Source organism: Ruegeria sp. AD9 (genome assembly GCF_056542305.1).
In genome coordinates, this window is the sequence record NZ_JBQFZP010000020.1 from 1 (window position 1) to 25,806 (window position 25,806).

The 25,806-nt window shown below is 57.1% G+C and carries 20 protein-coding genes, 2 tRNA genes and 3 pseudogenes; 10 read left to right on the plus strand and 15 right to left on the minus strand.

Annotated features, from left to right (window positions below; genetic code table 11):
• Positions 1–197: pseudogene (gene glyA / locus ACR0AM_RS19170) on the plus strand (serine hydroxymethyltransferase); the annotation flags it as partial.
• A gap of 111 nt (positions 198–308) precedes the next feature.
• On the opposite strand, the gene ACR0AM_RS19175 reads toward glyA, so the two are convergent.
• A complete protein-coding gene (locus ACR0AM_RS19175; protein ID WP_480521168.1) occupies positions 309–683 on the minus strand; it encodes a hypothetical protein in 375 nt (124 codons plus the stop codon).
• 91 nt (positions 684–774) lie between these two features.
• On the opposite strand from ACR0AM_RS19175, the gene ACR0AM_RS19180 reads away from it, so the two are divergent.
• Positions 775–1,533, plus strand: a complete 759-nt coding sequence (locus tag ACR0AM_RS19180) for an alpha/beta fold hydrolase (RefSeq protein WP_480623726.1) — start codon at positions 775–777, stop codon at positions 1,531–1,533.
• Here the strand turns inward: ACR0AM_RS19180 and ACR0AM_RS19185 are convergent, their stop codons facing one another.
• The 5 genes from ACR0AM_RS19185 to ACR0AM_RS19205 form a co-directional block, all read right to left on the minus strand.
• Positions 1,534–1,719 (minus strand): hypothetical protein, encoded by a 186-nt coding sequence (locus ACR0AM_RS19185; protein WP_480623727.1) that lies wholly within the window; start codon positions 1,717–1,719, stop codon positions 1,534–1,536.
• Positions 1,720–1,992: 273 nt separating this feature from the next.
• Positions 1,993–3,345, minus strand: coding sequence for an HlyD family type I secretion periplasmic adaptor subunit (locus tag ACR0AM_RS19190; RefSeq protein WP_480623728.1), 1,353 nt, complete (start codon positions 3,343–3,345; stop codon positions 1,993–1,995).
• A 2-nt stretch (positions 3,346–3,347) separates the two neighbouring features.
• A complete protein-coding gene (locus ACR0AM_RS19195; protein WP_480623729.1) occupies positions 3,348–5,570 on the minus strand; it encodes a type I secretion system permease/ATPase in 2,223 nt (740 codons plus the stop codon).
• Between the two features lie 39 nt (positions 5,571–5,609).
• Positions 5,610–7,550 (minus strand): type I secretion protein, encoded by a 1,941-nt coding sequence (locus tag ACR0AM_RS19200; protein ID WP_480623730.1) that lies wholly within the window; start codon positions 7,548–7,550, stop codon positions 5,610–5,612.
• Positions 7,551–7,680: 130 nt separating this feature from the next.
• On the minus strand, positions 7,681–9,987 hold the full coding sequence (locus tag ACR0AM_RS19205; RefSeq protein ID WP_480623731.1) for a hypothetical protein: 2,307 nt from the start codon (positions 9,985–9,987) through the stop codon (positions 7,681–7,683).
• A 606-nt stretch (positions 9,988–10,593) separates the two neighbouring features.
• On the opposite strand from ACR0AM_RS19205, the gene ACR0AM_RS19210 reads away from it, so the two are divergent.
• Positions 10,594–11,346, plus strand: coding sequence for a helix-turn-helix transcriptional regulator (locus ACR0AM_RS19210; protein WP_480521156.1), 753 nt, complete (start codon positions 10,594–10,596; stop codon positions 11,344–11,346).
• Positions 11,339–11,836 (plus strand): hypothetical protein, encoded by a 498-nt coding sequence (locus ACR0AM_RS19215; protein ID WP_480623732.1) that lies wholly within the window; start codon positions 11,339–11,341, stop codon positions 11,834–11,836. The genes ACR0AM_RS19210 and ACR0AM_RS19215 overlap by 8 nt, the downstream gene beginning before the upstream one ends.
• A gap of 106 nt (positions 11,837–11,942) precedes the next feature.
• On the opposite strand, the gene ACR0AM_RS19220 is transcribed toward ACR0AM_RS19215, so the two are convergent.
• The 4 genes from ACR0AM_RS19220 to ACR0AM_RS19235 all read right to left on the minus strand — a co-directional run bounded on the left by ACR0AM_RS19220 (position 11,943) and on the right by ACR0AM_RS19235 (position 13,397).
• Positions 11,943–12,028 (minus strand) — tRNA-Leu (locus ACR0AM_RS19220).
• A 398-nt stretch (positions 12,029–12,426) separates the two neighbouring features.
• Positions 12,427–12,834, minus strand: coding sequence for a hypothetical protein (locus tag ACR0AM_RS19225; protein ID WP_480623733.1), 408 nt, complete (start codon positions 12,832–12,834; stop codon positions 12,427–12,429).
• Positions 12,835–12,844: 10 nt separating this feature from the next.
• The gene (locus ACR0AM_RS19230) at positions 12,845–13,132 is read right to left on the minus strand and encodes a hypothetical protein (RefSeq protein WP_480623734.1); all 288 of its coding nucleotides are present in this window, start codon (positions 13,130–13,132) and stop codon (positions 12,845–12,847) included.
• Between the two features lie 189 nt (positions 13,133–13,321).
• Positions 13,322–13,397: transfer RNA gene (locus ACR0AM_RS19235), tRNA-Thr, on the minus strand.
• Between the two features lie 181 nt (positions 13,398–13,578).
• Here ACR0AM_RS19235 and ACR0AM_RS19240 point away from each other — a divergent pair.
• On the plus strand, positions 13,579–14,448 hold the full coding sequence (locus ACR0AM_RS19240) for a hypothetical protein (RefSeq protein WP_480521031.1): 870 nt from the start codon (positions 13,579–13,581) through the stop codon (positions 14,446–14,448).
• Between the two features lie 22 nt (positions 14,449–14,470).
• On the opposite strand, the gene ACR0AM_RS19245 is transcribed toward ACR0AM_RS19240, so the two are convergent.
• Positions 14,471–15,376, minus strand: coding sequence for a LysR family transcriptional regulator (locus tag ACR0AM_RS19245; protein WP_480521029.1), 906 nt, complete (start codon positions 15,374–15,376; stop codon positions 14,471–14,473).
• Positions 15,377–15,468: 92 nt separating this feature from the next.
• Here ACR0AM_RS19245 and ACR0AM_RS19250 point away from each other — a divergent pair, with 92 nt between their 5' ends.
• The 4 genes from ACR0AM_RS19250 to ACR0AM_RS19265 are packed head-to-tail and all read left to right on the plus strand — an operon-like array spanning position 15,469 to position 21,075.
• Entirely contained in the window at positions 15,469–16,641 is a 1,173-nt protein-coding gene (locus tag ACR0AM_RS19250) for a pyridoxal phosphate-dependent aminotransferase (RefSeq protein ID WP_480521027.1), read from the plus strand.
• Positions 16,638–17,840 (plus strand): acyl-CoA dehydrogenase, encoded by a 1,203-nt coding sequence (locus ACR0AM_RS19255; RefSeq protein WP_480623735.1) that lies wholly within the window; start codon positions 16,638–16,640, stop codon positions 17,838–17,840. The genes ACR0AM_RS19250 and ACR0AM_RS19255 overlap by 4 nt, the downstream gene beginning before the upstream one ends.
• Before the next feature lie 11 nt (positions 17,841–17,851).
• Positions 17,852–20,041 carry a dehydrogenase E1 component subunit alpha/beta gene (locus ACR0AM_RS19260; RefSeq protein ID WP_480623736.1) on the plus strand — a complete coding sequence of 730 codons (2,190 nt, stop codon included), beginning with the start codon at positions 17,852–17,854 and terminating at the stop codon, positions 20,039–20,041.
• The gene (locus tag ACR0AM_RS19265) at positions 20,038–21,075 is read left to right on the plus strand and encodes an ACP S-malonyltransferase (protein WP_480623737.1); all 1,038 of its coding nucleotides are present in this window, start codon (positions 20,038–20,040) and stop codon (positions 21,073–21,075) included. Before ACR0AM_RS19260 ends, ACR0AM_RS19265 begins: the two co-directional genes overlap by 4 nt.
• 269 nt (positions 21,076–21,344) lie before the next feature.
• On the opposite strand, the pseudogene ACR0AM_RS19270 reads toward ACR0AM_RS19265, so the two are convergent.
• From ACR0AM_RS19270 to ACR0AM_RS19280, 3 genes and pseudogenes are all read right to left on the minus strand, one after another.
• A pseudogene (locus ACR0AM_RS19270) lies at positions 21,345–22,179 on the minus strand (IS5 family transposase).
• A gap of 66 nt (positions 22,180–22,245) precedes the next feature.
• Positions 22,246–23,205 carry a cation efflux transmembrane domain-containing protein gene (locus tag ACR0AM_RS19275; protein ID WP_480623738.1) on the minus strand — a complete coding sequence of 320 codons (960 nt, stop codon included), beginning with the start codon at positions 23,203–23,205 and terminating at the stop codon, positions 22,246–22,248.
• Between the two features lie 565 nt (positions 23,206–23,770).
• On the minus strand, positions 23,771–23,995 hold the full coding sequence (locus ACR0AM_RS19280; RefSeq protein WP_480521019.1) for a hypothetical protein: 225 nt from the start codon (positions 23,993–23,995) through the stop codon (positions 23,771–23,773).
• A gap of 553 nt (positions 23,996–24,548) precedes the next feature.
• On the opposite strand from ACR0AM_RS19280, the gene ACR0AM_RS19285 reads away from it, so the two are divergent.
• The gene (locus ACR0AM_RS19285; protein WP_480521017.1) at positions 24,549–25,304 is read left to right on the plus strand and encodes a MipA/OmpV family protein; all 756 of its coding nucleotides are present in this window, start codon (positions 24,549–24,551) and stop codon (positions 25,302–25,304) included.
• Positions 25,305–25,433: 129 nt separating this feature from the next.
• Here the strand turns inward: ACR0AM_RS19285 and ACR0AM_RS19290 are convergent.
• A pseudogene (locus ACR0AM_RS19290) lies at positions 25,434–25,655 on the minus strand (DDE-type integrase/transposase/recombinase); the annotation flags it as partial.
• Between the last annotated feature and the right edge of the window lie 151 nt (positions 25,656–25,806).

Here is a 25,806-nt window from a genome sequence, read left to right on the forward strand (position 1 = left end):
GCATCCGCCTGGGCAGCCCCGCCGGCACCACCCGCGGCTTTGGCGAGACCGAATTCCGCCAGATCGCCGACTGGATCATCGAAGTGGTCGACGGCCTGGCAGCCAACGGCGAAGACGGCAACTCCGAAGTCGAAGCCCGCGTCCGCGCCCAGGTCGCAGATCTCTGCAACCGCTTCCCCATCTACCCGAACCTGTAAACGTTTAAATTAAAGAAAACGGCGCTCTTGAGGCGCCGTTTTTTGTTGTTTGAGCGACCGCTCCGACAAAAGGAGAGCAGGTCAAGCGTCAGCTTGGCAGCCTTCTAAAGGTCAGATCAAATCGCGCCACCACAGAAAGACAAGCAGCAGCGCTGTCAGAGCCAACAGGTTGAAAGCCAGCCCCCCCAGCAATCCAAGGAACCAGCCCCACCTGCGATCCGCAAGATTGATGCTTCCCAGATGGTCCTGCACCACATCCGACGCCCTGACGAGCTTTGGGGTATCCAGAATCAACCGCATCTTTGGGTGCGATGCCATCGCCTCGGACCGGGCAAGCACCATGGCCTGCCGGTACACCCGGCGCGGCAGACGTCGTTTTGCCTTTCGAATGGATGCCTCTAGCGTCTTGTCACGCACGCCAAGCTTGGCACGCAGCAACGCCACTGTCTCAGCGATCCGGGTCTGAATGTCTGTGTCCTGCGGCATGGGCTCTCTCCTGCCGCAGCAATCTAGCCTGCGCCACAAAGACCTACAATGGGGCTGGTGATCCGCTGTAGGCGCTTGTATCACGCAAGCTATGCTGAACACGATTGTACATGGCGAACCCACCGCCCGCCCCCCGTTGGTCATAGCACACGGCCTTTACGGATCTGCTCGGAACTGGGGCGTCATTGCCAAAAGGCTTTCAGACGAACGGCAGGTTGTGGCGGTGGACATGCGCAACCATGCCTACAGCATGTGGGACCCGAGCCATGATTATCCCCATCTGGCACAGGATATTGCCGAAGTCATAGAACAGATCGGCGGCGTGGCGGATGTTCTTGGGCATTCCATGGGTGGAAAGGCTGCTATGACGCTGGCTCTGCGGCACAATGGGTTGGTGAACAAGCTGGTGGTCGCCGACATTGCGCCGGTTCAATACTCGCACAGCCAAATCCAGTTCATCGACGCCATGCGGGCTGTTGATTTTTCGCGCATCGCCCGCCGGTCGGACGCGGAGATGCAACTGGCCGAACAAGGTGTTGAGAAAGCGTTGCAAAGCTTTTTCACCCAATCGCTGGATATCAAGGGAAAACGATGGCTGCTTAATCTGGATGTTCTGGCAGCTGAGATGCCAAAGATCATGGGCTTCCCCAAGTTGGACGCTACATGGGATGGCCCCGCCCTGTTTCTGTCGGGCGCGGCATCGGATTATGTCCTGCCGGAACACCGCCCTGCAATCCGCTCACTTTTTACCACCGCGCGTTTCGCGAAAATCCCAGGAGCGGGTCATTGGCTGCACGCCGAAAAGCCACGTGAGTTCGAAGCGGCGGTCCGGACGTTCCTGAACGCCTGATCAGGCGCCCCTGTACAACCGCCGGGCCACCATCCAAGACACCGGAGCAGCGATCACAGCCCCGGCAATTGCTGCGCCGACAATTGCGCTGACAGAGACCAATCCAGCAGAAAGCACGGCGATTACGGCAGAACCTGAAATGGCAGTGGCGATCAGTGAATATAGCATGGTGGCAAGGCGAAACATGGCCGGGTGTTCCTTATGATGACTTCCGGCCAAACATGTCTCGATTCGAATGTGTTTTGCATTGATTTGCATCAGATGCGGAAACCTGACGCTTCATGAACCTGTGACTTCGTAACTACCGTTGACCCCGATCCGCCGGCCCGCCAAGGATGTGGAGCGCGTGAAAACCCAAGTCTTGTGCCGTCAAAGGTACACACGCTCCCCTTTACGCTTTTCCCAAAAGGATTAGCACGCGACTTGAGGTAGATGAACCAACGGACTGAGGAGCCAAGGTTATTGCTCGCGAAACGCGCGCGACATGCTGTCCGACACAGGTTTGGCGATATAAGCTGCAAAAGTTCGTTCTTCGGTTTGGATCATAATTTCCGCAGGCATGCCGGGGGTCGGAACAAAGCCGCTCACCCGATGTAGTTCGTCCGGGGTAAGTGAGATGCGCGCCAGATACACCTCTTTTGGAACGCCAGCTGCCTCTTCAAGCAGTGCGTCGGCTGAAACATAAAAAACTTCTCCGTACAGAACCGGCGTTGTGCGCTGATTGAGCGCGATCAGGCGGACAGAGGCGGTCTGCCCGGTTACCACACTGTCAATCTCGGTGCGCGGGATTTGCGCCTCAATAATCAACGGCGCGTCGGCAGGCAGGATTTCGGCAATGGGTTCGCCCGTTTCGATTACGCCACCTGGCGTATGATAATGCAGGCGAACCACTGTCCCGGTCACAGGGGCCCGCACCACGGCCCGGTCCAGAACATTGCGGGCCTGACGGGATTTTTCGCGCACGCTTTCCAGATCGGCCTCGACCACGCCCAATTCATCCAGTGCTGCCTCGCGATAGGCGGATCGGGTGCGTGTAATCTGTTCCTGGTACTTTAAAAGCATCTGATTGATTTCAGCGGCCTCCGCCCGCAACCGGGCCTGCTGTCCCTCGGCTTCGGCCTGCACACGCCGGATCGTGTTCAATTCGCCCTTTCGAACCAGCCCTTTCTGGAAAAGCTGATTCTTGGACTCGTATTCCTCCTGCAAGATTTCGGCACGTGTGGCCATGCTGTCCAATTGAGCCTCAAAGCCACTTGCCCGAATCTTCAACGCTTCCATGTTGCGTTCCAATAGCGCCACATCATTCAGCAAGGTCTTGCGCGACACATCAAAGCTGAGCATTTGACCGTCGAGAATGGCCATGACTTCCACGTCTTTGGAGGCCTCGACCAGATCTGGTGTAAAGACCAGACGATCCCGTTCCCCATATTCCGCCAGCAACCGCTCGGTCATCGCCTGCAAGCGCAGTTTGCGGATGAACAGCTCGCGCTCATTGGCCTGGGCCGAGGTCTGATCCAGCGTCATCAGCACCTGACCTGCCTGAACCGATTGCCCCTCAACAACCTTGATGTCTTCGATGATCCCGCCCTCAAGGTGCTGGACGATCTTGTTGCGTCCAGTGGCGACAAAACTGCCCTGCGCGATGACCGCCGCCGCCAGCGGGGCGCTGAAAGACCATACGCCAAAACCGCCGAAACAGACGACCAGCATAATAGTACCGATGACAATAAAACGGTTGATCGAGCGCGGAACTTCCGCATACCAGACGTCTGGTTCACCGGCAGAGTGCCCTACGGGTACGAGGTCATTCATGGTCAGCCCCCCTGTTGCCCTTCAGTTCCAGTCCGTTTGCGCGGCCCGTTGATCTGCTGAAGAACCTGCTCACGCTGCCCAAACAATGCGACGCGCCCATCGGTCAGCAACATGATCTTGTCGACCACGTTCAGCAGCGTCGGTTTCTGCGTAATGACGACCACGGTGATCTTGCTTTCACGCGCCTGTTCAATGGCGCGCCCCAAGGCTTTGTCCCCGGCGACGTCAAGGTTCGAGTTCGGCTCGTCCAATACCACCATTCGCGGGTTTCCAAAAAACGCCCGCGCCAGCGCAATGCGTTGTTTCTGTCCGCCCGATAAAGGCGATCCATCAGCGGCCACCACGGTCTCATACCCCTGCGGCAGGGTTGCGATCATGTTGTGTACATCAGCCAGAACAGCGGCATCGTGGATCTGTTCGTCCGTGGCGTCGGCCCGCATCCGGCCGATATTGTCCTTGATGGTTCCAGGGAACAACTGCACATCCTGTGGCAGATAACCAATGCTTTCGCCAAACTGGCGTGGGTCCCAGTTGCGGATATCCATCAGGTCCAGCCGCACACTTCCCGACGTGGGCAGAACGGACCCGACAAGGGTTTTGCCCAAGGTGGTTTTGCCCGCACCGGAATTGCCGATAATCGCCAGTGTTTCGCCGGGGGTGAGTGAGAAAGTAATCCCGTTCAGAACCACACGTTTGGTTCCGCCGGGGACATAAAGCAACCGCTCTACATCCAACCGGCCTTCGGGTCGCGGCAGGCGCAATTTCTCGTGTTGCAGAGCCGAGGTTGACAGCAGCGCCTTGATCCGCCCATAGGCCGCGCGCGTCAGAAGGTAACTGTTCCACCCTTCAATCGAACCTTCGATGGGCGCAAAGGCGCGCCCGGCAATGATCGAGGCCGCAATCACCATGCCGCCGGTAATCTCTCCCTGCAGTGCCAGAAATGCGCCCCATCCGAGAATGCCAATCTGTGTCAGCAGGCGAACTGCGCGTGAAATCGCCGCGAAGATCACGTTTCGATCCTGCGCGCGTACCTGCCAGGTTAGGGATTGGGCGGTGTCCCGCCCCCAGATCCGCACTGCTTCGGGGATCATGGCCAAGGCGTTGATAATCTGGCTGTTGCGCGACATGGAATCCAGATGCAGGTTTGCCATGGATTGCGCCCTGTTTGCCTCGGCAAAGGGTTTGGCTGTCATTTTCTGGTTGACCAGCGCAATCGTCATCAGGATCAGCGCCGTCACCACGACGATCAGGCCCAGTTGCGGGTGCACGAGAAAGATCATCAGAATAAAAAGCGGGGCAAATGGCACGTCCAGAAACGAAATCAAAGTGCCCGAGACCAGAAAACCGCGCAGCTGCTGCAAATCGCCGAGCGTCTGATATTCGCGCCCGTTTCCATGCAACGACGCGTGCGCAGCAGCACTAAGCACCGGTGCACCCAAACGAACGGCAACCTCGACGCCGGTTCGCATCAGCGTAAACCGCCGCACCGCATCAAAAGCAGACTGAAAAATCACGGCCCCGGCGACGATCGCCGTCAACATGATCAGCGTATCCAAGGATCGGCTGGTCAGAACCCTGTCACTGATCTGAAACAGGTAGATCGGGATCGACAGGATCAGAATATTGGTGGCGCAGGTCAGCACCAGAACAAATGCCAGGTTACGCCGGATCGCCCGGATCGAATCCCGCAATGTGCGCTGGAAATCCTCGGGCGGGGTGCGCTTGTGAAAGGTTTGGGGTGGCCCGTTCCCGTCACCGCCGCCGGCTTTTGTCCGCAACAGTGGCTGGTTTGCCTTGGCCTCGATCGTCGCGCCCATGTGATCCGCGCCGGACGCGCGCGCAGAGGGGGTCTTGCGCGCTGTTGTTTCGTCTGCGGTTGCATGATCCGGGCCGTCAGCATCAGCCACCCCGTCACCACCGCCCGCAATGTCCTTGTCTTGCACGGGCTGCGGCGCCGCACGCCGATGGGGAGGTTCAGCGCGCGGTAGTTCACATGAGTGTTTCTGGTCTTTGGCCTGTTTCAACACATCGTTTTCAACCGGCCGGTTTTGATCTGGTTCAGGCACTCGGAACTCCTGCGTCAGATGCAGTCGGGTTTTGGCACCTGTGGCCCGTTTCGCAGGATCTGCCCCTGGTTCGGGATCCTGACGCTTCAGACCCAACCCGCCTTGCCTGTCCAGTGGGCTGGATAAAGGATGGCGGTGCGACGAAAAAACAAACGACATGTAGAAACCTTTTGGTCACTCGGTAAAATCTTGGGGGGATCAGGCCAGCATGGTTTGCAGGCCGTCGTCAGGTGTAGTTGCATCAACAGCTGGGGTATTCAGTGCCAGGGCCGCATCCGGTTGCGCGACGGTCATGTCACCCATGATGGCGGCAATTGACTCATTGGTCATCGCGGTAATCTCGTCGTTGTCCGGCATGTCGATCAGGCTGGCCTGATGCAGCAACAGATCGGAGTACGACCCGTCAGCTGCCATGACTGTCGAGTCCACACCCATCTTGGTCAGATGGGCAGTGTTCAGCATGGCATTGCTGCCCGCGACAACTTCGGCCCCGGCAGCATTCGGGCCCGACAGGTCAATGTCATCCTGATCCAGCATCATCGTGACCTGGTTGACGATGTTCACCTGCATAAGATCGCCGTCGATCTTGAGGACGCGCAACTGTTCCATCCCGGCGAACATCGGATCATTCAGAAGCGCGTCTTCCAACGCCTCCATGTCCATTTCCTGTATGGCCAGCGCGTCCGCCATATTCTGTTGCATATCCTGGTGAATGTCCTTGCCGATCGTTTTGACCGACGCGTCGTTCATGAGCAGGTTTTCATCACCGTTCATTATCGACGCGGGTACTCCACCGCTGATGATATCGTCATCCATAAGGGCCATGGACTGAATCAGCACATCGACTGAAATCATGTTTCCGCCGATCATGATCAGATCGTAATAGCTGCCCAACTGCACAATGTCGGCGACATTGTACATTTCGTTGTCGCCCAGCACGTAAAGCGTGGATGTGGCTGAAATTTCGGTCTGAATGTGATCGATATCGGTGGCATCAATACTCTGGCTGATGAAATTCGCGACCACCAGATCGCCGTGAACCCAGTCCACAACAACATATGCGGGCTGGCCGCCTGCTCCGTCGGCATCGTCCAGCCAGGCGGCCTCTTTGCCTTCGACTTCGATCACCGAAGACTGAACCAGGTTGGTACCGCTTCCGGCATTCATGGCACCCACGTCCCAGTCGGAAACAAGCGCGACCTGACTGATGACCGTCAGATTGATGGCCTGCCCGCCTACAACAATGTACGGAGCATCCACCCAACCAATTGTCGCAGACACTGCATTGATCGCCAGATTGCCGCCGGTCACCACCAGATGCCCGTCGTCAAAATCGGGATCCTTGGACTGATCCCATTCGGCAGGCCACGGCGTTTCCGCTTCATCGCCAGTCGCCTCATCCGGCTGATGGAAAGCGGGCAGCAGGTCGGTCCATTCAGGTGCTTCGGCCATGTGCTCGCCATTGACGATCACACCCAAGGCATCATTGCCATGGAACTGATACACGGTGACGCCATCCACATCCCCGTTCATCGGGTTCAACATCTGTTCGGCCAGTGCCTCGACCATCTCGATTGACTGGTAATCCGCGAGTGAAAATGACGGGCTTGCCACGGCATGGAGTGACAACGCCGTGTCCAGCATCTGCTCACCTTTCGCGATCAGCGCATCCGTGTCGCGAAATTCACCCTCGCCCACCGTATCGTTGTCACGCAGGAAAACCTTTTGCATGGTGTAACTTACCGCCGACCCCAACGGCACGTTTTCCGGCTGCAGAATGACAAGTGTAGGAACGGATGACGGTCCAATCGTGTCGTCCGGGACAAAACGCTCGGAAACCGGCCCATCTCCACCAAGGATAATCACCGATTCATGTACAGGCCCCTTCGGCGCGTCTGGTAGCGGCAGGTTAGGTTGAGGTGGGGCAAAATTGTATGGGAGGAGTTTGTATTCGCCCACCGGGATATCAAGATCGGCCCTGATGTGGATCGCAGCAGGATCGTCCAGCCCGTCAATTTCGGCTTTTCGCCTCAGGGCGGTGAATTCATCATACTGGTCTCGCAGCCGGGCCTGTTCGATCGTAATTTCAAATGTTCCAACAAAATGCGCTATCGTTTCCGTAATCGCGTCAAGGGCCATGTCGGTTATCCTTTTTCACCCGCACCGGCCAGAATTTCCGCTTTGGGTTCAGTTGGGCCGGGGCCACTGCGCGCGGCCCCGGCATTCTCGAAAATAGCGAGGCCCGATAATGCGGGCCTCGCCTTATGACTTATGCGTCGTTGTCGTCGCTTGCGTAGGACGAGGTCATCGAGCCACCGACCATGGTCGTATCGACCGAGTTGCCAAGCACGTTGGCCCCCATGACGATCGACTGGTTAAAGGCCGAGGTGTCGACAACAGCCGCTGCCGAGGCATAGGACTCACCGCTCACGATGCCATCGCCACCGTTGTTCGAGCCCCAGCTGCCACCGTTGCCACCTGCGCCACCGTCACCTGAATAGGCACCGGCCGCGCTGCCGCCCGTGATGGTTCCACCCATGGTGTCACCGGACATGGCTGTGCCGGTCGAGTATCCGCTGGCTCCACCATTTGCGGCGGACGCGCCGCCGGCACCACCGGCACCCGAGCTGGCCGCACCGGTCGCATCGCCCGACCCGGTCGATGTGGCATCGTTATCGGACATGCCCGAACCACCGTATCCGGCGATTGCTTCAGCCAGGCTGTCGGCGGCTCCGTTTGTATCGGCATCACCGAATACATCCGCCGCTCCGCCATCACCGGCGGTATTGGCTGCATCGGCAGATCCGGCACCGTTGCCCGAAGACGTGGATGTGGGCGTCGTTGTGCCGCCTGCTCCGCCGTCACCGTCTGCTGCAGACGTACCGGAGCCCGCTGCGTCCGCTGTGCCGTTGGCCGAATTGGATCCGCCATTACCACCGCTGCCATCCGTGTTCTGCGAATTGCTGGACGCACCGTTCACGTCACCTGGGCTTTGGTTGATGTCAGGCCCGCTTGCGGACTGGTCGCCAACACCCTGCGCATCCGAATCCGCGTCAGCGGTTCCACCGGAACCATCGCCGCCCGAACCGTCACCGCCTGAGCCGTCGCCACCAGAGCCATCGCCGCCCGAACCGTCGCCACCGGTTCCGTCACCGCCAGTTCCGTCACCACCTTCGCCCGCTTCGGCATCAATCATGCCAAGCTCTTCCTGAAGGGCCATGATTGCAGCTTCGACCATCGCAGCAAATCCGCCTTCGCCGTCACCGCCAGTACCGTCACCGCCTGTGCCGTCGCCACCGGATCCTTCACCACCAGACCCTTCGCCGCCCGAGCCTTCACCGCCGGTACCAGGTCCGCCAGTGCCGTCGGCCGAGCTGTCCGCGCCGCTGTCAGCGCTGCCCTCTGCAGCGTTGCTGCCCGCGGTCGCATCATTGGCTTCGGTAGTGCTGTCACTGGAATTCGACGACGAACCGTCTGTCGAAGCGCTGCCGTCACCGCCGTCGGAACCTTCGGCGTCTACGTCATTGCCGGCCAGACCAAAGCCCGTGCCGCTCGAGTCGGAATCGCTGTCTCCGCCATCGGCGCTGCCCGAGGCATTCGAGCCAGACAGACCAAGGCCCAGTCCCAGACCAAACGAATCTGCGCTTCCGCCGTTACCACCGGTTCCGTCACCGTCAACGCTTGTGCTGCCGTCGTTGTCAGCAGAAGACGAACTGTCAGCGTCGCCGCCGTCGCCGCCAGTGCTGTCACCGTCAGCCCCTGCGCCGGACAGGCCGACACCAATGCTGGCGTTATTTGCGTCTCCGGTATCACCACCTGCGCCGCCACCCGAATCCGCGTCGGCGCTGCCGGTATCGCCACCGGCACCAAACGCATGGCTGCCCAGCGTGGTCGAGTCTGCCGAACCGCCATAGCTGGTACCACCGGCACCCGAATCTCCACCGTTGGACTTGACGCCGATACCTTCTTCAGCGTTGGCGGTACCGCCATAAGCACTGCCATTCTGGTAAAAACCGGAATTGTTCGAAACCGACGCCGATTCCAGCGTATCGTCATCGCTCAGGCTGGCCACCTGACTATTGACGGCCGCCATTGCGGTTCCGGCACCATCCATTGAGATATCGACATTCATGTCATCGCCAGGATCATAGTTCAGATCACGGCCTGCAGTGATTACGTCGCCAACCGACGCGTTATCTCCGAAGTCCAGGTCGACCTGATCGTCATCGCGCGGAATCCACTCTCCGCCACCAAAGTCGATATTGATCGCATTGCTGTTTGAGTTGTCGTTGGTGTTATCTCCGGCATTTAGCGTCTGGTCCTGATCCTGACCTTGATCCTGATCCTGGCCCTGATCCTGACCTTGGTCCTGGCCTTGTTCCTGACCCTGATCCTGGCCTTGATTTTGGTCTTGGCCCTGATCGTTGGAGTTTTCGACATTCTGGTCCTGCTGCTGCTGTTGTGCAGTCAGATCAGCTTCAACAAACGCCTCATCAATCGGGATTTCAACATTTACCGGAGCTTCCAGGTTTTCGACATTAATTTCGTCGACGGTTGTTACGTTTGTATTATTCACATTACGTCTCATGACAAATTCCTATTTCTGGAACGCCAGACCGCCATTCATCTAAAAAGCGGCATCAGGCGAGATTGAAACAAAAATACCCGCGCAGCACTTGAACGCGCTGAAAGCGGTCTGTGGAAGTTTCTAAATGGCCACCTCCTTTCCCGGCTAAGCCGAAAGCGCGACGGTTCATGAAGGTTGCTTAAATACGCAATGACCGGCGCGACAGGGACAGGCGCTTCGACAATTGAAGCCCAGCCATGTTCGCAGCGACGCACGCCCACGCCTAGCTAGTCGAAAGTTTTGAGGTAGTTACATCATTGTTTTTATTACTTTCTTTTAGAACGCGCCTAAATTTGCGCACACCTGCCCCGCATGACCTACCCATAAAAAGTCGCAACAAAATAATTCAATTGTTTCCGCTGGTTGCACAAAAATCCAAGCGGAAACCTAACCGAAAGTTCTATGGTACGGGCTATGGAAGCACTCCTCCCGGTTGTGGAAAACCATGCTTTCGAGTATAATAAAATTTAATTACCTATTTGATTAGTTAACTATTTTAGACCACCAGAATTCAAATAAGCAATTTTTGGTTGACCCTGTTTGCGAGGGAATGTGATGAGTGCGTCATTGATAGATGAAACTGCCAATCAGGATCTTTATTCAGAAGATTTTTCGGTTGTCTTTATTGGAAAAGAATTATTCTACTCCAATCAGACCCTAAGAAGCGTTCAAACTGAATTCGGAGTTCGCGCCCGGCGGTTTGAAACCCTCGAAACCATGAACAGCCATGCGCCCGGTTGCAGCAAGATCGTTGTTGTTGATCAGATGATGCTTGAAGACCTGCTGGCGCGCCCAATGGCCTATACCAAAAGTACCGGATCCGGCTGTCTTGCCTTTGCCTATCGCAAAGAAGAATCAGCCCGGCATATGTTTGAATCCTGGGATCGCGCGCAGTTCGGCGAAGTTGGATTTCTGCCGATGAATGTGGCGCCCGATGCTTGGCGTGCCATCCTCAGACTGCTGATGCATGAAGAATTGTACCTGCCCAGTTTTCTTGCCGATTGCGTCGCCTTTCCAGGCCAGCACACTCGGGACATCCCGGACCGACCAGTGACAAGTGCCACATATGGTGGCGACCAGCAGTCGCGGTACCTGAAGCTGACGCGTCGCGAAAAGCAGGTCCTGCAACTTGTCTCGCAGGGCAAAAGCAACAAGTTGATTGCGACCAAGCTGGGAATTACGGAACATACGGTCAAGCTGCATATGCACAACGTGGTTGGCAAGATCGGTGTCAGCAACCGCACCGCAGCCGCACATTTCTATTACGAGGTTGCGCCGCACGAGGCGCAGCAATCCGCCCTTGACTGACACGTTCGAAGCCCGGTTCGATCGCCTGATCCTTCTGGTTGGCAGGCTGAACTATATGTGGACCAACACCGAAAGCCTGCTGATCCACCTGATCGCGGGCCTTTCCGGAACGTCGAAAGACGTGGCCGTCATTATTTTCCTGACCTTGAACACAACCCGCGCGCGTATTGATCTGGTCGAACGGCTTGCCAAGATGGAGGGAAGACCCGCGCAGGTTCGTGACCCGATCCTCGAACGCACGCAACGGCTCAGCAAGCTTTCAGGCATTCGAAACAAGTATAACCACTGCATCTATTCATTCGATCAGGAAAGCGGAAACCCGAAAACAATTCTGATGCGGATTTCTGACCGTAAGACCGATATCAGACTGGGGCGCTCGGACACGGTAGATGATGATGCGCTTCGCGAAATCGAGACAGTCGTCAATCAGTTGTCAGCCGCGAACAAGGACATCTGGAGGCTGATCCGGAAATTGGGGTATCCGGTATAGTCCTGGTCATGAATATGACGCCATGACGACGTAGGCTGCGCTTCACAGCATTTGCAGTCCCGAAGACACGCAACCCGGGCAGCGGAATGTTCCTTTCGAAAGTGCCTGGTGCGGGCGGTGGGACTCGAACCCACACGGGCATACGCCCTTCAGATTTTAAGTCTGATATGTCTACCATTCCATCACGCCCGCATGGCGCGGCCCTTTCGGACAGTGCAACGTCCTTACAAGCACAACGAGATGATAACAATGTGCTTTGACCTGCCAGATCAGGAAAATTAGCGGGCAGCCCCGAAGGAAGTCACCAGCGCGCAACGGCACCCCGATCACATCCTCAGGCTTTGGCGTGGTCCGACACATCCCCAGGCCCGATGCATCGGATCGAGGGGATGCGGCAATTCTGGCTGACCACGCTGGAACCGCTGGCCCGTGGCCTTGCCCCCGAACTCGACCGCAAGTTAGGAATCGGTTCAATTGACGTGGCCGACATCGAGCGCGCCGACATCGCGGGACGCGCCCGGGCGGTCGGCACGTTGGTCAACGCCGGGATGAGCTTCGATGAGGCCCGAAGGGTGGCGGGGATTCAAGCGTCAGAGAAGGCCAAGATGCGCTTTGAGAACACGGACTCGGTCCACTTGTTCCGCAATCTGTTCATTGCAGCTTGCGACCACATCGCTGTTGATAACCGTTTCTGACGACGCGACCCGTTCCAGCAGTTTTTCGTTTGGAGCGTCAGCGATCAGTTTCTGCTCAAAACTGTCAGCTGTCAGGACGGCCTCGTTCTCGTTGCCCGTCAACCGTGTCATCGTTGCAATCATGTCCAACTTATAGGCACGGTAAAGCGATGCTCCGCCAATGAAGTCCTGGCACATATAGGTCGATGTCATCAACGCGGCCATTTGCTGGCCAAGTTCCCCTGCATATTGCTCGGTCGTTTGACCCGAAGCAGGGAATACTGTGCAGGTGTATAGCATTGCTGAAACAAGAGACTTTTTCATTGATCTTTTCCTATTTCTTTCGCTCGCAGTTGACTCGCATATCTCCGTACTTCCCACTTTCGGATAGCGTTTTCTTTGCAATGGCGATGGTGTCTGCGTGTTCGTTTTGCCAAGCATCAGCACGCATTTCGCATTCCACTCGCGATACTCCGCCTTCTGTACCAGCCAAAGCGTAAGCCTTGTATTCGCCATTTGTTTGAAGAACGTGAACCGTTGGTACATAGAGCGTCTCGGCCAGAGCCAGTGAAGGAATAACTGCGCAAGAACAAAGCGAGGCGTATGCAAGTAGCTTATTCATCTGTTCAATCCATTGAAAATTCGAAGGAACATCTTTGCGAGCATTGCGGCACCATTGAGGCAATGCTTACAAACAAGGTGGCAGGTTCAAAAAAATCTTAAAGATTGACCCGTTACCCCAAGCGTTACCCCTGAGCAAAACCCACCTAGATAACGTCGATACTTTTTCATCTAAATGATTGAAATTAAATGGTGCCCCCACACGGACTCGAACCGCGGACCTACTGATTACAAATCAGTTGCTCTACCAGCTGAGCTATAGGGGCACTGGCAGTCGATTACTTCGTCCGACAGAGGACTGCAACCCTCATTTTTAACTCGCACTTGGGGATTGCCCGTTTTCCTGAGAAAGTGCAGAAACCGCGGGGTTGGTTCGTTGCAGATTTTCATGCGACGCAAAGACATAGAATGGGATGGACACAGCCCCTGAGGGTAAAAGGACTAAAGATGCAGGTAGTAATCCATGCCGGGGCCGCCTTTGCCGATGAAGGGCAAGTGCTGTCCTCGCTTTCGGCAATCAAGCAGGCCTTGGTGGATTGCCGTGCTGCGATCTTGGGGCCACGCGGCGGGCGTCAGTTTGTCAAGGTTCTGTCTGATGCTCTTGCTCAGGATTTGACTGATTCAGAAACGCAGGACGGGCTGCACGCCCTTCTTCCAGATGATCCAAATGTTGATCGTGTCATCCTCTCGAACGACAAGTTCTTTGGCCCAACACGTTCTGCCCTGCAACATGGACAGATTTACCCTTTTGCCGGGCAGCGGACAGCCTATGCCCAGACCTTGCTGGAGGATGCTCAAGTTGAATTATTCGTCGGTCTGGTGAACCCTGGGATTTTCATACCCAAGGTCCTGATGTCGATCCATGAAGATCACCGGCAGGAGATTCTGACCAGCACCGATCTGAGCTGCCTGAGCTGGTTGAGCATGATCGAAGATCTGCGCGATCTTGCGCCTCAGGTGCAGCTCACTTTGTGGAAGAATGAACACTTGCCACTGATTCTGGGGGATATCATGCGCGCAATGGCGGGCCTGCCCGGTGACGCTCCTCTGGTGGATGAGTATGCGTTGCTGTCGTCGCTTCTGACTGAAACCGGTCAACGGCATGTTCTGGACATCGTGCGGGGCAGCGACGGCCTCGACAAAGATACTCAACGCGAAGACCTTGCGCGGATATTGGAAGACCACGCCCGGCCCGATGAGGTCGAAGAGGAACTTGATCTGCCCGGCTGGAACGCCGACATCGTTGACGCATTTACAGAGCTTTACGAGCAGGATCTGGCAGTCATCCAGACCATGCCAGGTATCCGGGTACTGTAACCTTTCTTTCGCGGCTGCACCCTTACTGATGCCTTTTCGTTTGCCGGATGATCCAGTCCGCAAATGCTTGTACGGCTTCGTTCCTCTGCCCGGTTGGTGTGGCAATGAAATATGCGCTGCCCGAGGTATTCGCCAGTTGCCCGGTCTGGACCAGCGCGCCCGACGCCAACTCGGCCTCGATCAGATAGGACGGCAAAATCGCAGCCCCAAGCCCGGCAACTGCGCCTTCGATCAGCATCGAGAACTGATCAAAGCGCATTCCTGGAAAAACCGTTCTGGCCTCAAGTCTATGGCTGGCATGATATTCGGACCACAGCCCGGGCCGCGAGGTCAGATGCAACAGCGGCAGATCGAACACATGCTGTTCCTCGAAAGTCCGTTGGTCGCCCAACAACACAGGCGCAGCCGCTACAACAAGTTTTTCCGGGAACAGCTTGCGTAGCCGCGCACCGGGCCAGTCTTCGTGCCCAAAGTGAATGGCAAGGTCCATGCGCCGCTCTTCCAGGCTGAACGGCGTCGTGTAGGAATGCAGATCCAGTTCGATCCCCGGATGCAGGTGCTTGAAATCCGGCAGTCTGGGCACCAGCCACCGTGTCGCAAAGGTGGGCAGGACCGCCAAGGTCAGCAACGACGCACCGTCACCGGCCGCGATCGCACGATTGATCGTACCGTTCAGCCGCTCAAGGTCGCCTGCAAGTTCTTCAAACAAAGCGCGACCCGCTTTCGACAAGCGAACCGCACGTCCGACCCGGCGAAACAGCGTCACCCCCAGCGCAACCTCAAGTTCACGAACCTGACGGCTAACCGCGCCCTGCGTCACACCAAGCTCTTCTGCCGCCATGGTATAGCTTTCGTGGCGTGCAGCAGCCTCGAAACTGCGCATGAGGGCAAAAGACGGCAGGGAATTGATTCTGGGCATATCACTCATGAGTTTTAGTCACTGAAACGATACAAAACAGCGTATTTTTATCAAGTTACTTTGCAGATAGAACCTCAGTCATCTCCAGAGGAAGATTAACAGTGTTCCATCGCGCAAACCGACTAAACGGTATCGAATTGTCCGAAATCGTGCAGATTTCCGAGGCCGCCGCACGCTTGCGTTCGGAAGGGCGCGATGTTCTGGCATTGTCGACCGGTGAGCCTGACCTGCCCACCCCGCCCCATGTGGTCGAAGCAGCCCACGCGGCAGCGCTGGACGGCAAGACGAAGTACCCGCCGACGGCCGGGGTGCCCGATTTGCGCACCGAAGTTGCCCGGCAGGCCAAAGCCGAAGTTGCTCAGGTCATTGTGTCGACCGGTGCCAAACAGGTGATTGCCAATGCCATGCTGGCCAGCCTGAACCCCGGCGACGAGGTCATCATGCCCGCGCCCTACTGGACCAGCTATTCTGACATAGTGCGGATGGCGGGTGGAACGCCCGTCATTCTGCCTTGCCAGATGGATCAGGGATTCAAGCTTCTGCCGGAACAGTTAGAGGCCGCCATTACACCGCGCGCACGCTGGCTGATGCTCAACACGCCGTCGAACCCGTCGGGGGCAATCTACACGCAGGATGAAATTGCCGCCCTCGCATCTGTTCTGTCCCGGCATCCACAGGTTTGGGTTCTTGCGGACGAGATTTATCGCCATCTCAGCTTTACTCCGTTTGTATCAGTGGCCGAGGCGGCCCCTGACCTTGCCGACCGTCTGTTGATCGTCGACGGTGTCGCCAAAGCATGGTCCATGACCGGATGGCGCATAGGCTGGGGGATCGGGCCGGTCGAGCTGATCAAGGCGATGGTGGCCGTTCAGGGGCAGGTTACCTCGGGTGCCTGTTCGATTGCACAATGGGCCTCGCTTGCGGCGCTGACCGGCAGCGCGGGCCTGTTGGAAGAACGCCGCGCCGTATTTGCCGAACGCCGTGATCTGGTGGTTGCAGGGTTGAACGCGGTTCCGGGTTTGCGCTGCGCGGCACCCGACGGGGCGTTTTACGCCTTCCCTTCCTGCGCCGGACTGCTTGAGGATCAGGGTGGGCCTTTCAAAAATGACGCTGACTTCTGCACCTGGTTGTTGGAAGATGCTGGTGTCGCTCTGGTTCCCGGTCGCGCATTCGGGTTGCCCGGACATTTTCGCCTGAGCTTTGCTTATGCCCAAGATACAATTGCAGCGGGGCTTGCACGTCTCAAAGCCGCTGTAGAAAGGAAACTCTCATGAAACCACAATCCCGCCCCCAGCTTGGCCCTTTCACTTGGGATGACCCTTTTCTGCTGGAAGACCAGTTGGCCGAGGATGAACGCATGGTGCGCGATGCGGCCAACGCCTACGCGCAGGACAAACTGCTGCCCCGTGTAACTCAGGCTTTTGCCAATGAAGAAACAGACCCCGAGATTTTTCGCGAGATGGGGCAAATGGGCCTTCTGGGCACGACTATCCCCGAAGAATTCGGCGGCATCGGTGCCAGCTATGTCACTTACGGTCTGGTCGCACGCGAAGTGGAACGCGTCGACAGCGGTTACCGCTCGATGATGTCGGTGCAGTCCAGCCTCGTCATGTACCCGATCTATGCCTACGGAACGGATGAACAGCGCCGGAAATATCTTCCGAAACTGGCCAGCGGTGAGTCTATTGGCTGTTTTGGCCTGACCGAGCCCGATGCAGGTTCGGACCCCGGCGGCATGAAAACCGTCGCGAAAAAGACCGAAGGGGGTTATGTCCTCAACGGCTCAAAGATGTGGATTTCGAACGCGCCCATTGCTGACGTGTTTGTTGTCTGGGCCAAATCAGACGCGCATGACGGCAAGATCAAGGGTTTCGTACTTGAAAAAGGCACACCCGGTCTTTCAGCCCCGAAGATCGAAGGCAAACTGTCGCTGCGCGCCTCGATCACGGGTGAGATCGTGATGAACAATGTCGAGGTCGGGGAAGATGCTCTGTTGCCGGGTGTCGAAGGTCTGAAAGGGCCGTTTGGCTGCCTGAACCGTGCACGATACGGTATCGCCTGGGGATCTATGGGCGCAGCTGAGGCCTGCTGGCACGCCGCACGGCAATATGGTCTGGACCGAAAACAGTTCGGTCGCCCATTGGCGCAAACGCAGCTGTTCCAGCTGAAGCTTTCGAACATGCAGACCGAAATCGCCTTGGGCCTTCAGGCAGCTCTGCGCGTGGGTCGTCTGATGGACGAAGCCCGCGCAGCACCGGAGATGATCAGCCTGATCAAGCGCAACAATTGCGGCAAGGCACTTGAGGTCGCACGCCACGCACGTGACATGCACGGCGGCAATGGCATCAGCCAGGATTTCCACGTGATCCGCCACATGGTGAATCTGGAAACCGTGAACACCTATGAAGGCACGCATGATGTTCATGCCTTGATCTTGGGTCGCGCGCAAACGGGCCTGCAAGCCTTCGCCTGAGGACGACAAAGATGGATCGCGCAACCATTGTGCATGACAACTTCCTGCGCCGGGTTGCGGCACGGGATTTTCCCGCTGGCGCGACGCCGTCTGGCCCACTGACAGCGTCCGAAGCAGTCGGGCTATATCGCGCGCAATGTCTGAGCCGTGCATTGGACCGCCAAAGCCGGGCAATGCAGAAAGCGGGCCAGGGATTCTATACCATCGGCTCCTCTGGTCACGAGGGGATGGCCGCGGTGGCGGCAGCCCTGCGCCCGACAGACCCTGCTTTTCTACACTACCGCGACGCAGCGTTTCAGATCGCCCGGTCCGATCAGGTGCCGGGGCAGAGCCCAACATGGGATATTCTGTTGTCCTTCGCTTCATCCTCTGATGATCCGATCAGCGGTGGGCGGCACAAGGTGTTGGGGTCAAAGGCGCTTTGCATCCCCCCGCAGACCTCGACCATTGCCAGCCACCTGCCCAAAGCTGTCGGCGCGGCTTATGCAATCGGGGCAGCCCGCCGTCACAAACCCGAACATGCAGAAATGCCGGATGACGCCATCGTCTACTGTTCCTTTGGTGATGCCTCGGCCAACCATTCCACTGCGCAAGGCGCGTTCAACACCGCGCAGTGGACGTCTTACCAGTCGGTTCCCCTGCCACTGCTGTTCTGCTGCGAGGACAACGGGATCGGAATTTCGACCAAGACACCACAAGGCTGGATTGCCGCAACATTCTCTCATCGACCGGGACTGAAGTATTTCACGTGCGACGGGCTCGATATTTTCGAAACCTACCGTGTCGCACAAGAAGCCGCCGCCTATGTCCGCAGCCGCAAGAAGCCCGCATTTCTGCACATCCGCACGGTGCGCCTGTATGGCCACGCCGGGGCAGATATGCCCACCACCTATATGCCAAAATCCGAGGTCGAAGCCGAAGAGGCGAACGACCCCCTGCTGCACTCCGTCCGTCTGCTGGAACAATCCGGTGCGATGCAACCGGATGACGCGCTGAAGGTATACACCGACACCTGCGACCGCGTCACCCGCGTCGCCGACAAGGCGATCACCCGCCCTCGCCTGAAAACCGCAGGTGACGTGATGGCCAGCCTGATCCCGCCCGCACGCCCCTGTGCCCCGACCAATGGCCCGTCAGCTGAACATCGGGCTGAGGTATTCGGCGGCGACCTCAAAGCACATGCTGAACCCCAGATCATGTCACGCCTGATCAACTGGGCCCTGAGCGACCTGATGCTTGAACACGGCGAGATCGTGATGATGGGCGAAGATGTCGGGCGCAAGGGCGGTGTCTATGGCGTGACGCAAAAGCTTCAGGCCCGTTTCGGCCCTGACCGGATGATCGACACGCTGCTGGACGAACAGTCGATTCTGGGCCTAGCCATCGGGATGGCTCAGACCGGGTTTACGCCCATGCCGGAAATCCAGTTCCTGGCCTATCTTCACAACGCCGAAGACCAGTTGCGCGGCGAAGCGGCCACCCTGCCCTTCTTCTCGAACGGTCAGTACACCAACCCGATGGTCGTGCGCATCGCCGGGTTGGGGTATCAAAAGGGTTTTGGCGGGCATTTCCACAATGACAACTCGGTCGCGGTGCTGCGCGATATTCCGGGGCTGATCCTGGCCTGCCCATCGAACGGCGCCGACGCTGCACGAATGCTGCGTGAATGCGTGCGGCTGGCCCGGGAAGAACAGCGGCTGGTCGTGTTTCTGGAACCCATCGCGCTCTACCCGATGCGGGACTTGCACGAAGCTGGGGACGCAGGCTGGATGCACACCTACCCCGACCCATCCGAAAGGATCGGTTTCGGCGAGGTCGGCGTGGATGGCGACGGCGACGATCTGGCGATTGTTACCTTTGGCAATGGCGTCTACCTCAGCCATCAGGCGCGCAAACCGCTGGAGGCCGACGGGATAAAAACCCGGATCATTGACATGCGCTGGTTGTCACCGCTGCCCAAAGACGCGCTGACCCGAGCCGTAAGCGGCGCCAAGCGGATATTGATCGTCGATGAAACCCGGCATCACGGTGGCGTGGCCGAAGCCCTGATGGCCCATTTCCACGAAACCACAGATGTGCCGATGGCACGTATTACCGCCGAAGACAGCTTTATCGCCACCGGCCCGGCCTATGCCGCAACCATGCCATCGAAAGACAGCATCGAGGCCGCAGCAAGATCCCTGATGGAGACAGGCAAATGAGGTCAGCAAAACAAACCGCTGTTGTCATCTGTCCGGGGCGCGGCACCTATAACAAACCCGAATTGGGGGTTCTGGGCCGCCATTTTACCGACAAGGCCCTGCTGGCACATTTCGACGACATGCGCCGCGCGCAGGGTCAGGAAACCCTAAGCGAACTGGACGGCGCGCCCCGGTATTCCGTGGCAAAGCACACGCGCGGCGACAATGCCTCGGCCCTGATCTATGCCGCGACGCTGGGCGATTTTCGTGCCATTGATCCAGAGAAGATCGACGTGGTGGCTGTGACCGGAAACTCGATGGGCTGGTATTCGGCCCTGGCCTGCGGGGGCGCCTTGACCGCCGAGGCAGGGTTCGAGGTGGTCAACACCATGGGAACACTCATGCAGCAGAGCCTGATTGGCGGCCAGTTGATCTACCCCTTCTTGGATGCCGACTGGCAGCCGAACCCGGCACGCAAGGCCGAACTGCTGGCTCTGGTCGCTGAGATTGACGGCACCGGCGCGACCCTCACCCTGTCAATTGATCTGGGCGGGATGCTGGTTCTGGCCGGGGATGAAGCTGGGTTATCCGCCTTTGAAAACAGGGTGCCTGTGGTGCAGGAACGCTTTCCGATGCGGCTGGCCAACCACGCAGGGTTTCATTCACACCTGCAACGCCCAGTTGCCGAAGCCGGTCGTACCCGCCTTGCCGCAGATCTGTTTCGGCAACCCAATTTGCCCATGATAGATGGCCGCGGTCAGATCTGGTGGCCCGGCGCCTGTGATCTGGACGCGCTTTGGGACTACACCTTGGGTCATCAGGTGACCGAAACCTATGATTTCACAAAGGCCGTATCACAAGCCGCGAAAGAGCTTGCACCCGACATGTTCATCGTCACTGGACCGGGAACCACACTGGGCGGAGCCGTCGCGCAGTGCCTGATCCTGAGCAATTGGGATAAGATGCAGGACAAAGCAAGCTTTCAGACCATCCAACGCGAAGAACCTTCGTTAATCTCGATGGGGATCGAGGATCAACGCACACGTGTGACCTGATCTTGCACACCCTTGCGGTTCGTCCAGTGCAAACCGATCTATCGCGGGCACCCCGCTCCACTCTTCCCACCGAACCTTCTGTTCAGAGCCTGCCCAAAAAAGCGCCTACTTATCAAATCCACGCTTCCGAAACGGGAACAGATGACTGAGCGCCCAACCCCGCGCGGCGACCCGTTATCCAATGCTTCAGGTCATTTGGCACCTTCGCGCAAATCGGGACTCTTTCGATCGAGCACCTTGCAGACAGGCGACAGGGCTAGGGTCAGGATTCATAACCAGTAGATGACTAGAGCCGCGAGCGCGATGGCGGATAGGAAGACCTTGGGACAACGATCATAGCGTGTTGCCACGCGCCTCCAATCCTTGAGCCTGCCAAACATGATCTCGATGCGGTTTCGCCGCTTGTATCTGCGCTTGTCGTATTTGACCGGCGCCTTGCGCTGCTTTCGACCAGGGATGCAGGCGCGTATCCCTTTGTCTTTCAAGGCGTCTCGGAACCAGTCGGCGTCATAGCCACGATCACCGAGCAGCCAGTCCGCATTTGGTATGCTGCTGAGCAGAGCCCGAGCACCGATGTAGTCGCTGACCTGCCCGGCGGTAACGAACAGGTTGAGCGGGCGACCTTTGCTATCGCAAATGGCATGCAGCTTGGTATTCATGCCGCCCTTGGTTCGGCCCCTCTCGGCAGCATCCTTCGGATGCGCCTGCCGGGCAGTGAATCAGGCGGCCACGCCCCCTTTTTCGCGGCCATGCTGGTCGCGGTACGATGTGCTTTCAGATAGGTCGCGTCCACTGCCCGGCAGTCGAAACGCAGTTTCGATGAGAGGGGATCATCACGGTCTTTTCTTCGCCGTGTTCGGCTGCCAGGCCGGCCTCCATCCGAGCGAAGATGCCTTTCTCGCTCCAACGCTTCCACCGGCTATAAAGCGTTTTGTGCGGCCCATACGCTTCCGGGGCGTCACGCCAGCGCAATCCATTGCAATTGATGAAGATAATCCCGCTCAGCACCCTTCTATCATCGACCCGTGGCCTGCCGTGCGACTTCGGGAAGAAAGGGCAAAGCTTGGCCATCTGCTCGTCTGTCAGCCAATAAAGGTCGCTCATATCACCGCTCCGTTTTCGAGCCGTGAATCACGCAACGAAGGGAAAATCAATGCATCCTGACCCTAGTTAGAGAGGGTTCAGTGAATCCGGCCAGCGCCTTGAGTGTTCCGTGATCACGAGCAGCACATCAGCGCCGGACAGTGCTTCGCGCGTATCACGGATCATGCGCAGGTTCAGGTCGTCGATAACAGACGCAGAAATCGGTCGGCCGGGATTGTAATAGACTGTAATCAGGAATGTTCGCCCAAGTTTGGTGACGGACAGATCCTGTAGTGATCCTCCATCCTGAACAATAGCAGCACGCAGAGCCCGTCGGGCTGCAGCGATGTCTCCGGGGCTTGCGCTGACGCCCGCCAATTCACCCAATCCTCTGCGAAAATCTGTGACGTAGGTTCCGACCGCCAACAAGCACAGTACTAGGACGATTACCGAGTCGCCCACCGGCGCAACTGGTGCCAGCGGACCGTCGCGGAACAAGTAGACGGCACCCAGCCCTACACCTGCCGCCGCCGTAATCAGCCCGTCGAACATCGCAGCCTTGGACTCGAGCCGCAGGATCGAGCTGTTCTTTCCCATTCGGCGCCAGGTGAAATGATGGAAGCCCCACATGAAGGTGCATGTGAGGCCAATCCCGGCGAAGTAGATGATCATCGGCGCAAAGTTCAACGGCTCAGGCATTATGCCGTTGAGGTAGTTGTAGATATTCTTGATCGCATTCGTTATTGCGAACAAGACCAAGCCGAGAAGAGACAGTGAGCGAAATGTCGCAAAAATAGCCTCGTCAGCGGCGTAGCCGAAAGGGCGGACCTTGTCCGGACCCGCATCGATGCGACGACTGATCCGACGCCCAAGCAGCGCCGAGCCGAACCCGACCAGGGAGAACAGTCCGTCCATCATGATCGCGTTTGAATTCGACAACATACCAGCCAGCACCCCCGCGGCGGCCATGAAAAGGTTTCCCCACATGGCCACGCTGAGAGAGCGTCTTTCCAGCCGTTTTCTGCCATCTGAATTCAGCGTCATCATATTTTGCAGTCCTGATGTGACATCAATCTGCTCTTCCAATATCCTTCCGTTGATGTTTCGCCAACACTTGTGGTGAATATTAGAAGAATCCGTCAACAGGTCAGTGGTTTATCCCCATGGCATCGCCATTTGTGGACAGGTCCCTTCATAAAGAGTTTTCTTGGCGCCTGAGATCATTTAGCCAGCACTCATTTCTCCGGCCTCACATGATTGTTGATTTCCACTGATAAGTGACCCGGTAGGCCTGATAACTTTCACTGAGAATTGACCCTTGTGAACACATTGCTCCGAGGATTTGTTTGGGGAGACTTGAAGTGATCGGCATGGAATTTTTTGAGTGTCATACGACGCTGGGCATTGCGTGACAAAATGCCAATCCGCGATAATTAACGGCGCACGGGGCTGTCTCGCAACACCGTCAGAAAGTATCTGCGCGAAGGTGCTGTAGAACCGAGGTTCAAGACGCCGCCGCGTTTGAGCAAGTTGGTTCCGTATGCGGATCGGTTGCCTGATGGCTCTCACTTTGCCCAAAGAAACAGCGTGGAGTAGTACAACTTGATTTACGTCAGGCAAAGTAGATCGCCTGACGGATCAGACCAACTGAATTGGCTATACCCCAGTTCAGCATCTGAAAATGTGTGTTCTGGCTTCCTTCGTGGCCGAACCAGTTGCAGAAATAGTTTCCCGCGATCAGAAAAGCGGCCCAGATGGCGCGATACAGCGCGACACTAATCATATCAAGACAGAGCGCCGCCGGAAGAGCGACAAACCCCACAGCAGCGCTAGCCATTGCACTGACACCAGTCACAGACCGGCAACGTTCAGGACGGTTTTCGCAGCCAGTGTGGGCTGTCGCACCTCTTCAGTGCGTAACCGCCTGTTAAAGGTATGTTCGTACAAGCCCTACGCCGATCCGGCGAACACGATCGCCGGTCTTGTCAAACCAACATGGTCTGATAGGCTTTGGGCGCTCGGTTGGTCTCGTACGACGTTGCTTTGAAAGGCCTTCATCCGAAGTACCTCTTATATTGTTCCATTAGAATTCGTTTGAGGCAAAGAATAACGTCCAGGGCTTCTTACTCGGACAGTGGGCCCAATTGGGGCAACAAAACGGAGGCGCGTGCATGAATCGGACAATACCTGCAGACCCTTCACAGCCAAACATTCCCTATCGTTCGCGCTCGGTTAATCCAGAATTGAAAGTACTATGTATTCTAGTCGAAGCTGCAAATCGTTTTTTTCCAGTTGCTGACACAAAACGGTCGCCGATCAGAGCAGGTGTTGGTCTAGTACTGGCAGTAGCTCTGATATCTACTCCCATTCAGTCATTCGCAGAAGTTACCGTGATAGGTCCCGGCGAACGCGTCACAGTGGAGGATGGCGGGCGACAGACGTCGATGATCGTCACAGGTGTTCTGGGCGCACAGGTTGTTCCGGAGTATTTCGGAGCGAATAGTCAGCAGCTTTATCCAATGGGAAGTGTCGAAGTTCCGTTTCTGTTTTCTCAGTTTCTTCGGTATGGCGATCCGGTCCTGACGGAAGATCCATTGGTATTTCCTCCCGGGTTCATTCCCAGGCTATCAGCGCGATATGTTCCGCCACGGGACTCTTCCGACTACCCAGAGCTGACTGGCCTGGAAGATGTCGGTCTATCCATCGAAATCGGCGCAGGGGTCGGATATGTTTCGCGGAACGCCGAAGTTTTTGCAGATCTTCGGTATGGGCTGGGCGGGCACGACAGTTTCGTCGCCGCAATCGAAGCCAATTACATAGCGCGCCCGATGGATCGAATGACAGTGCGCTTCGGGCCGCGACTGCTGTTCGGTACAGACAAATATAATCAGACTTATTTCGGAATTACGCCGGACGAAGCCATACGCAGTCAATACCCCGCCTACGACCCAGCTGGAGGGTTGGTCAGTGCAGGGTTGGAACTCGTCGTCACCCACAGGTTCGCCGATACTTGGTGGCTGGAAGTTGGTGCCAAATACGAACGGTTTCAAGACGCGGCTGCCGGCTCACCCATCGTTCGTAATGGGTCCGCCGATCAGTTCGAAGTGCGTGTTGGTCTCCGTCGCGCCTTTTTAGTGCGCTTCTGACGTGGTCGAAACCTTTTCGCACAGACCACTTGTAGGGGATTTGTTGCAAAGATGTGAGCCCGTTGAGTTGTATCAGCAATCGCCTGTGAGTCAGACGGCGAGCTCAGCGAACTGCTGAAATGGACAGAGTCAAGGCTTGAGTTGGCCCTTGCGGATCATGTACGACACTTCAATTCCGTCGAGCGTTGCCGCCGCTGAAGCGAAGGCCTTGAACCCCAGCATTGGCCGCGTGCGTCTCTTGATGAAACGATGTTCCTGTTCCACGATATTGTTCAAGTATTTCCGCCTCACCATCTCAATCGGGATCGTGCAGACAAAGTCTTTGAGCATTTTATTGATGGCCTTAATCCCCGTTACTCTGATTATGCCTCCTTCATTTTAAAAGTATTTTCGTGTGTCCAGATGCCGAGCATCAGGATCGCAAGTCTTTTGGCAAGAGCGACAACGCCTTTTTGTGACTGGTAGGGGTTTCGAGAGCCCGAGCCCATCTCTGTAATTCCGA

Excerpts from the sequence above, each read along its gene's own strand:
- ACR0AM_RS19175 (WP_480521168.1), bottom strand. The coding sequence starts at position 683 with ATGCCGCAGGACACAGACATTCAGACCCGGATCGCTGAGACAGTGGCG.
- ACR0AM_RS19180 (WP_480623726.1), top strand. The coding sequence starts at position 775 with ATGCTGAACACGATTGTACATGGCGAACCCACCGCCCGCCCCCCGTTG.
- ACR0AM_RS19185 (WP_480623727.1), bottom strand. The coding sequence starts at position 1,719 with ATGTTTCGCCTTGCCACCATGCTATATTCACTGATCGCCACTGCCATT.
- ACR0AM_RS19190 (WP_480623728.1), bottom strand. The coding sequence starts at position 3,345 with ATGAATGACCTCGTACCCGTAGGGCACTCTGCCGGTGAACCAGACGTC.
- ACR0AM_RS19195 (WP_480623729.1), bottom strand. The coding sequence starts at position 5,570 with ATGTCGTTTGTTTTTTCGTCGCACCGCCATCCTTTATCCAGCCCACTG.
- ACR0AM_RS19200 (WP_480623730.1), bottom strand. The coding sequence starts at position 7,550 with ATGGCCCTTGACGCGATTACGGAAACGATAGCGCATTTTGTTGGAACA.
- ACR0AM_RS19210 (WP_480521156.1), top strand. The coding sequence starts at position 10,594 with ATGAGTGCGTCATTGATAGATGAAACTGCCAATCAGGATCTTTATTCA.
- ACR0AM_RS19225 (WP_480623733.1), bottom strand. The coding sequence starts at position 12,834 with ATGAAAAAGTCTCTTGTTTCAGCAATGCTATACACCTGCACAGTATTC.
- ACR0AM_RS19230 (WP_480623734.1), bottom strand. The coding sequence starts at position 13,132 with ATGAATAAGCTACTTGCATACGCCTCGCTTTGTTCTTGCGCAGTTATT.
- ACR0AM_RS19240 (WP_480521031.1), top strand. The coding sequence starts at position 13,579 with ATGCAGGTAGTAATCCATGCCGGGGCCGCCTTTGCCGATGAAGGGCAA.
- ACR0AM_RS19245 (WP_480521029.1), bottom strand. The coding sequence starts at position 15,376 with ATGAGTGATATGCCCAGAATCAATTCCCTGCCGTCTTTTGCCCTCATG.
- ACR0AM_RS19255 (WP_480623735.1), top strand. The coding sequence starts at position 16,638 with ATGAAACCACAATCCCGCCCCCAGCTTGGCCCTTTCACTTGGGATGAC.
- ACR0AM_RS19260 (WP_480623736.1), top strand. The coding sequence starts at position 17,852 with ATGGATCGCGCAACCATTGTGCATGACAACTTCCTGCGCCGGGTTGCG.
- ACR0AM_RS19265 (WP_480623737.1), top strand. The coding sequence starts at position 20,038 with ATGAGGTCAGCAAAACAAACCGCTGTTGTCATCTGTCCGGGGCGCGGC.
- ACR0AM_RS19275 (WP_480623738.1), bottom strand. The coding sequence starts at position 23,205 with ATGATGACGCTGAATTCAGATGGCAGAAAACGGCTGGAAAGACGCTCT.
- ACR0AM_RS19280 (WP_480521019.1), bottom strand. The coding sequence starts at position 23,995 with ATGGCTAGCGCTGCTGTGGGGTTTGTCGCTCTTCCGGCGGCGCTCTGT.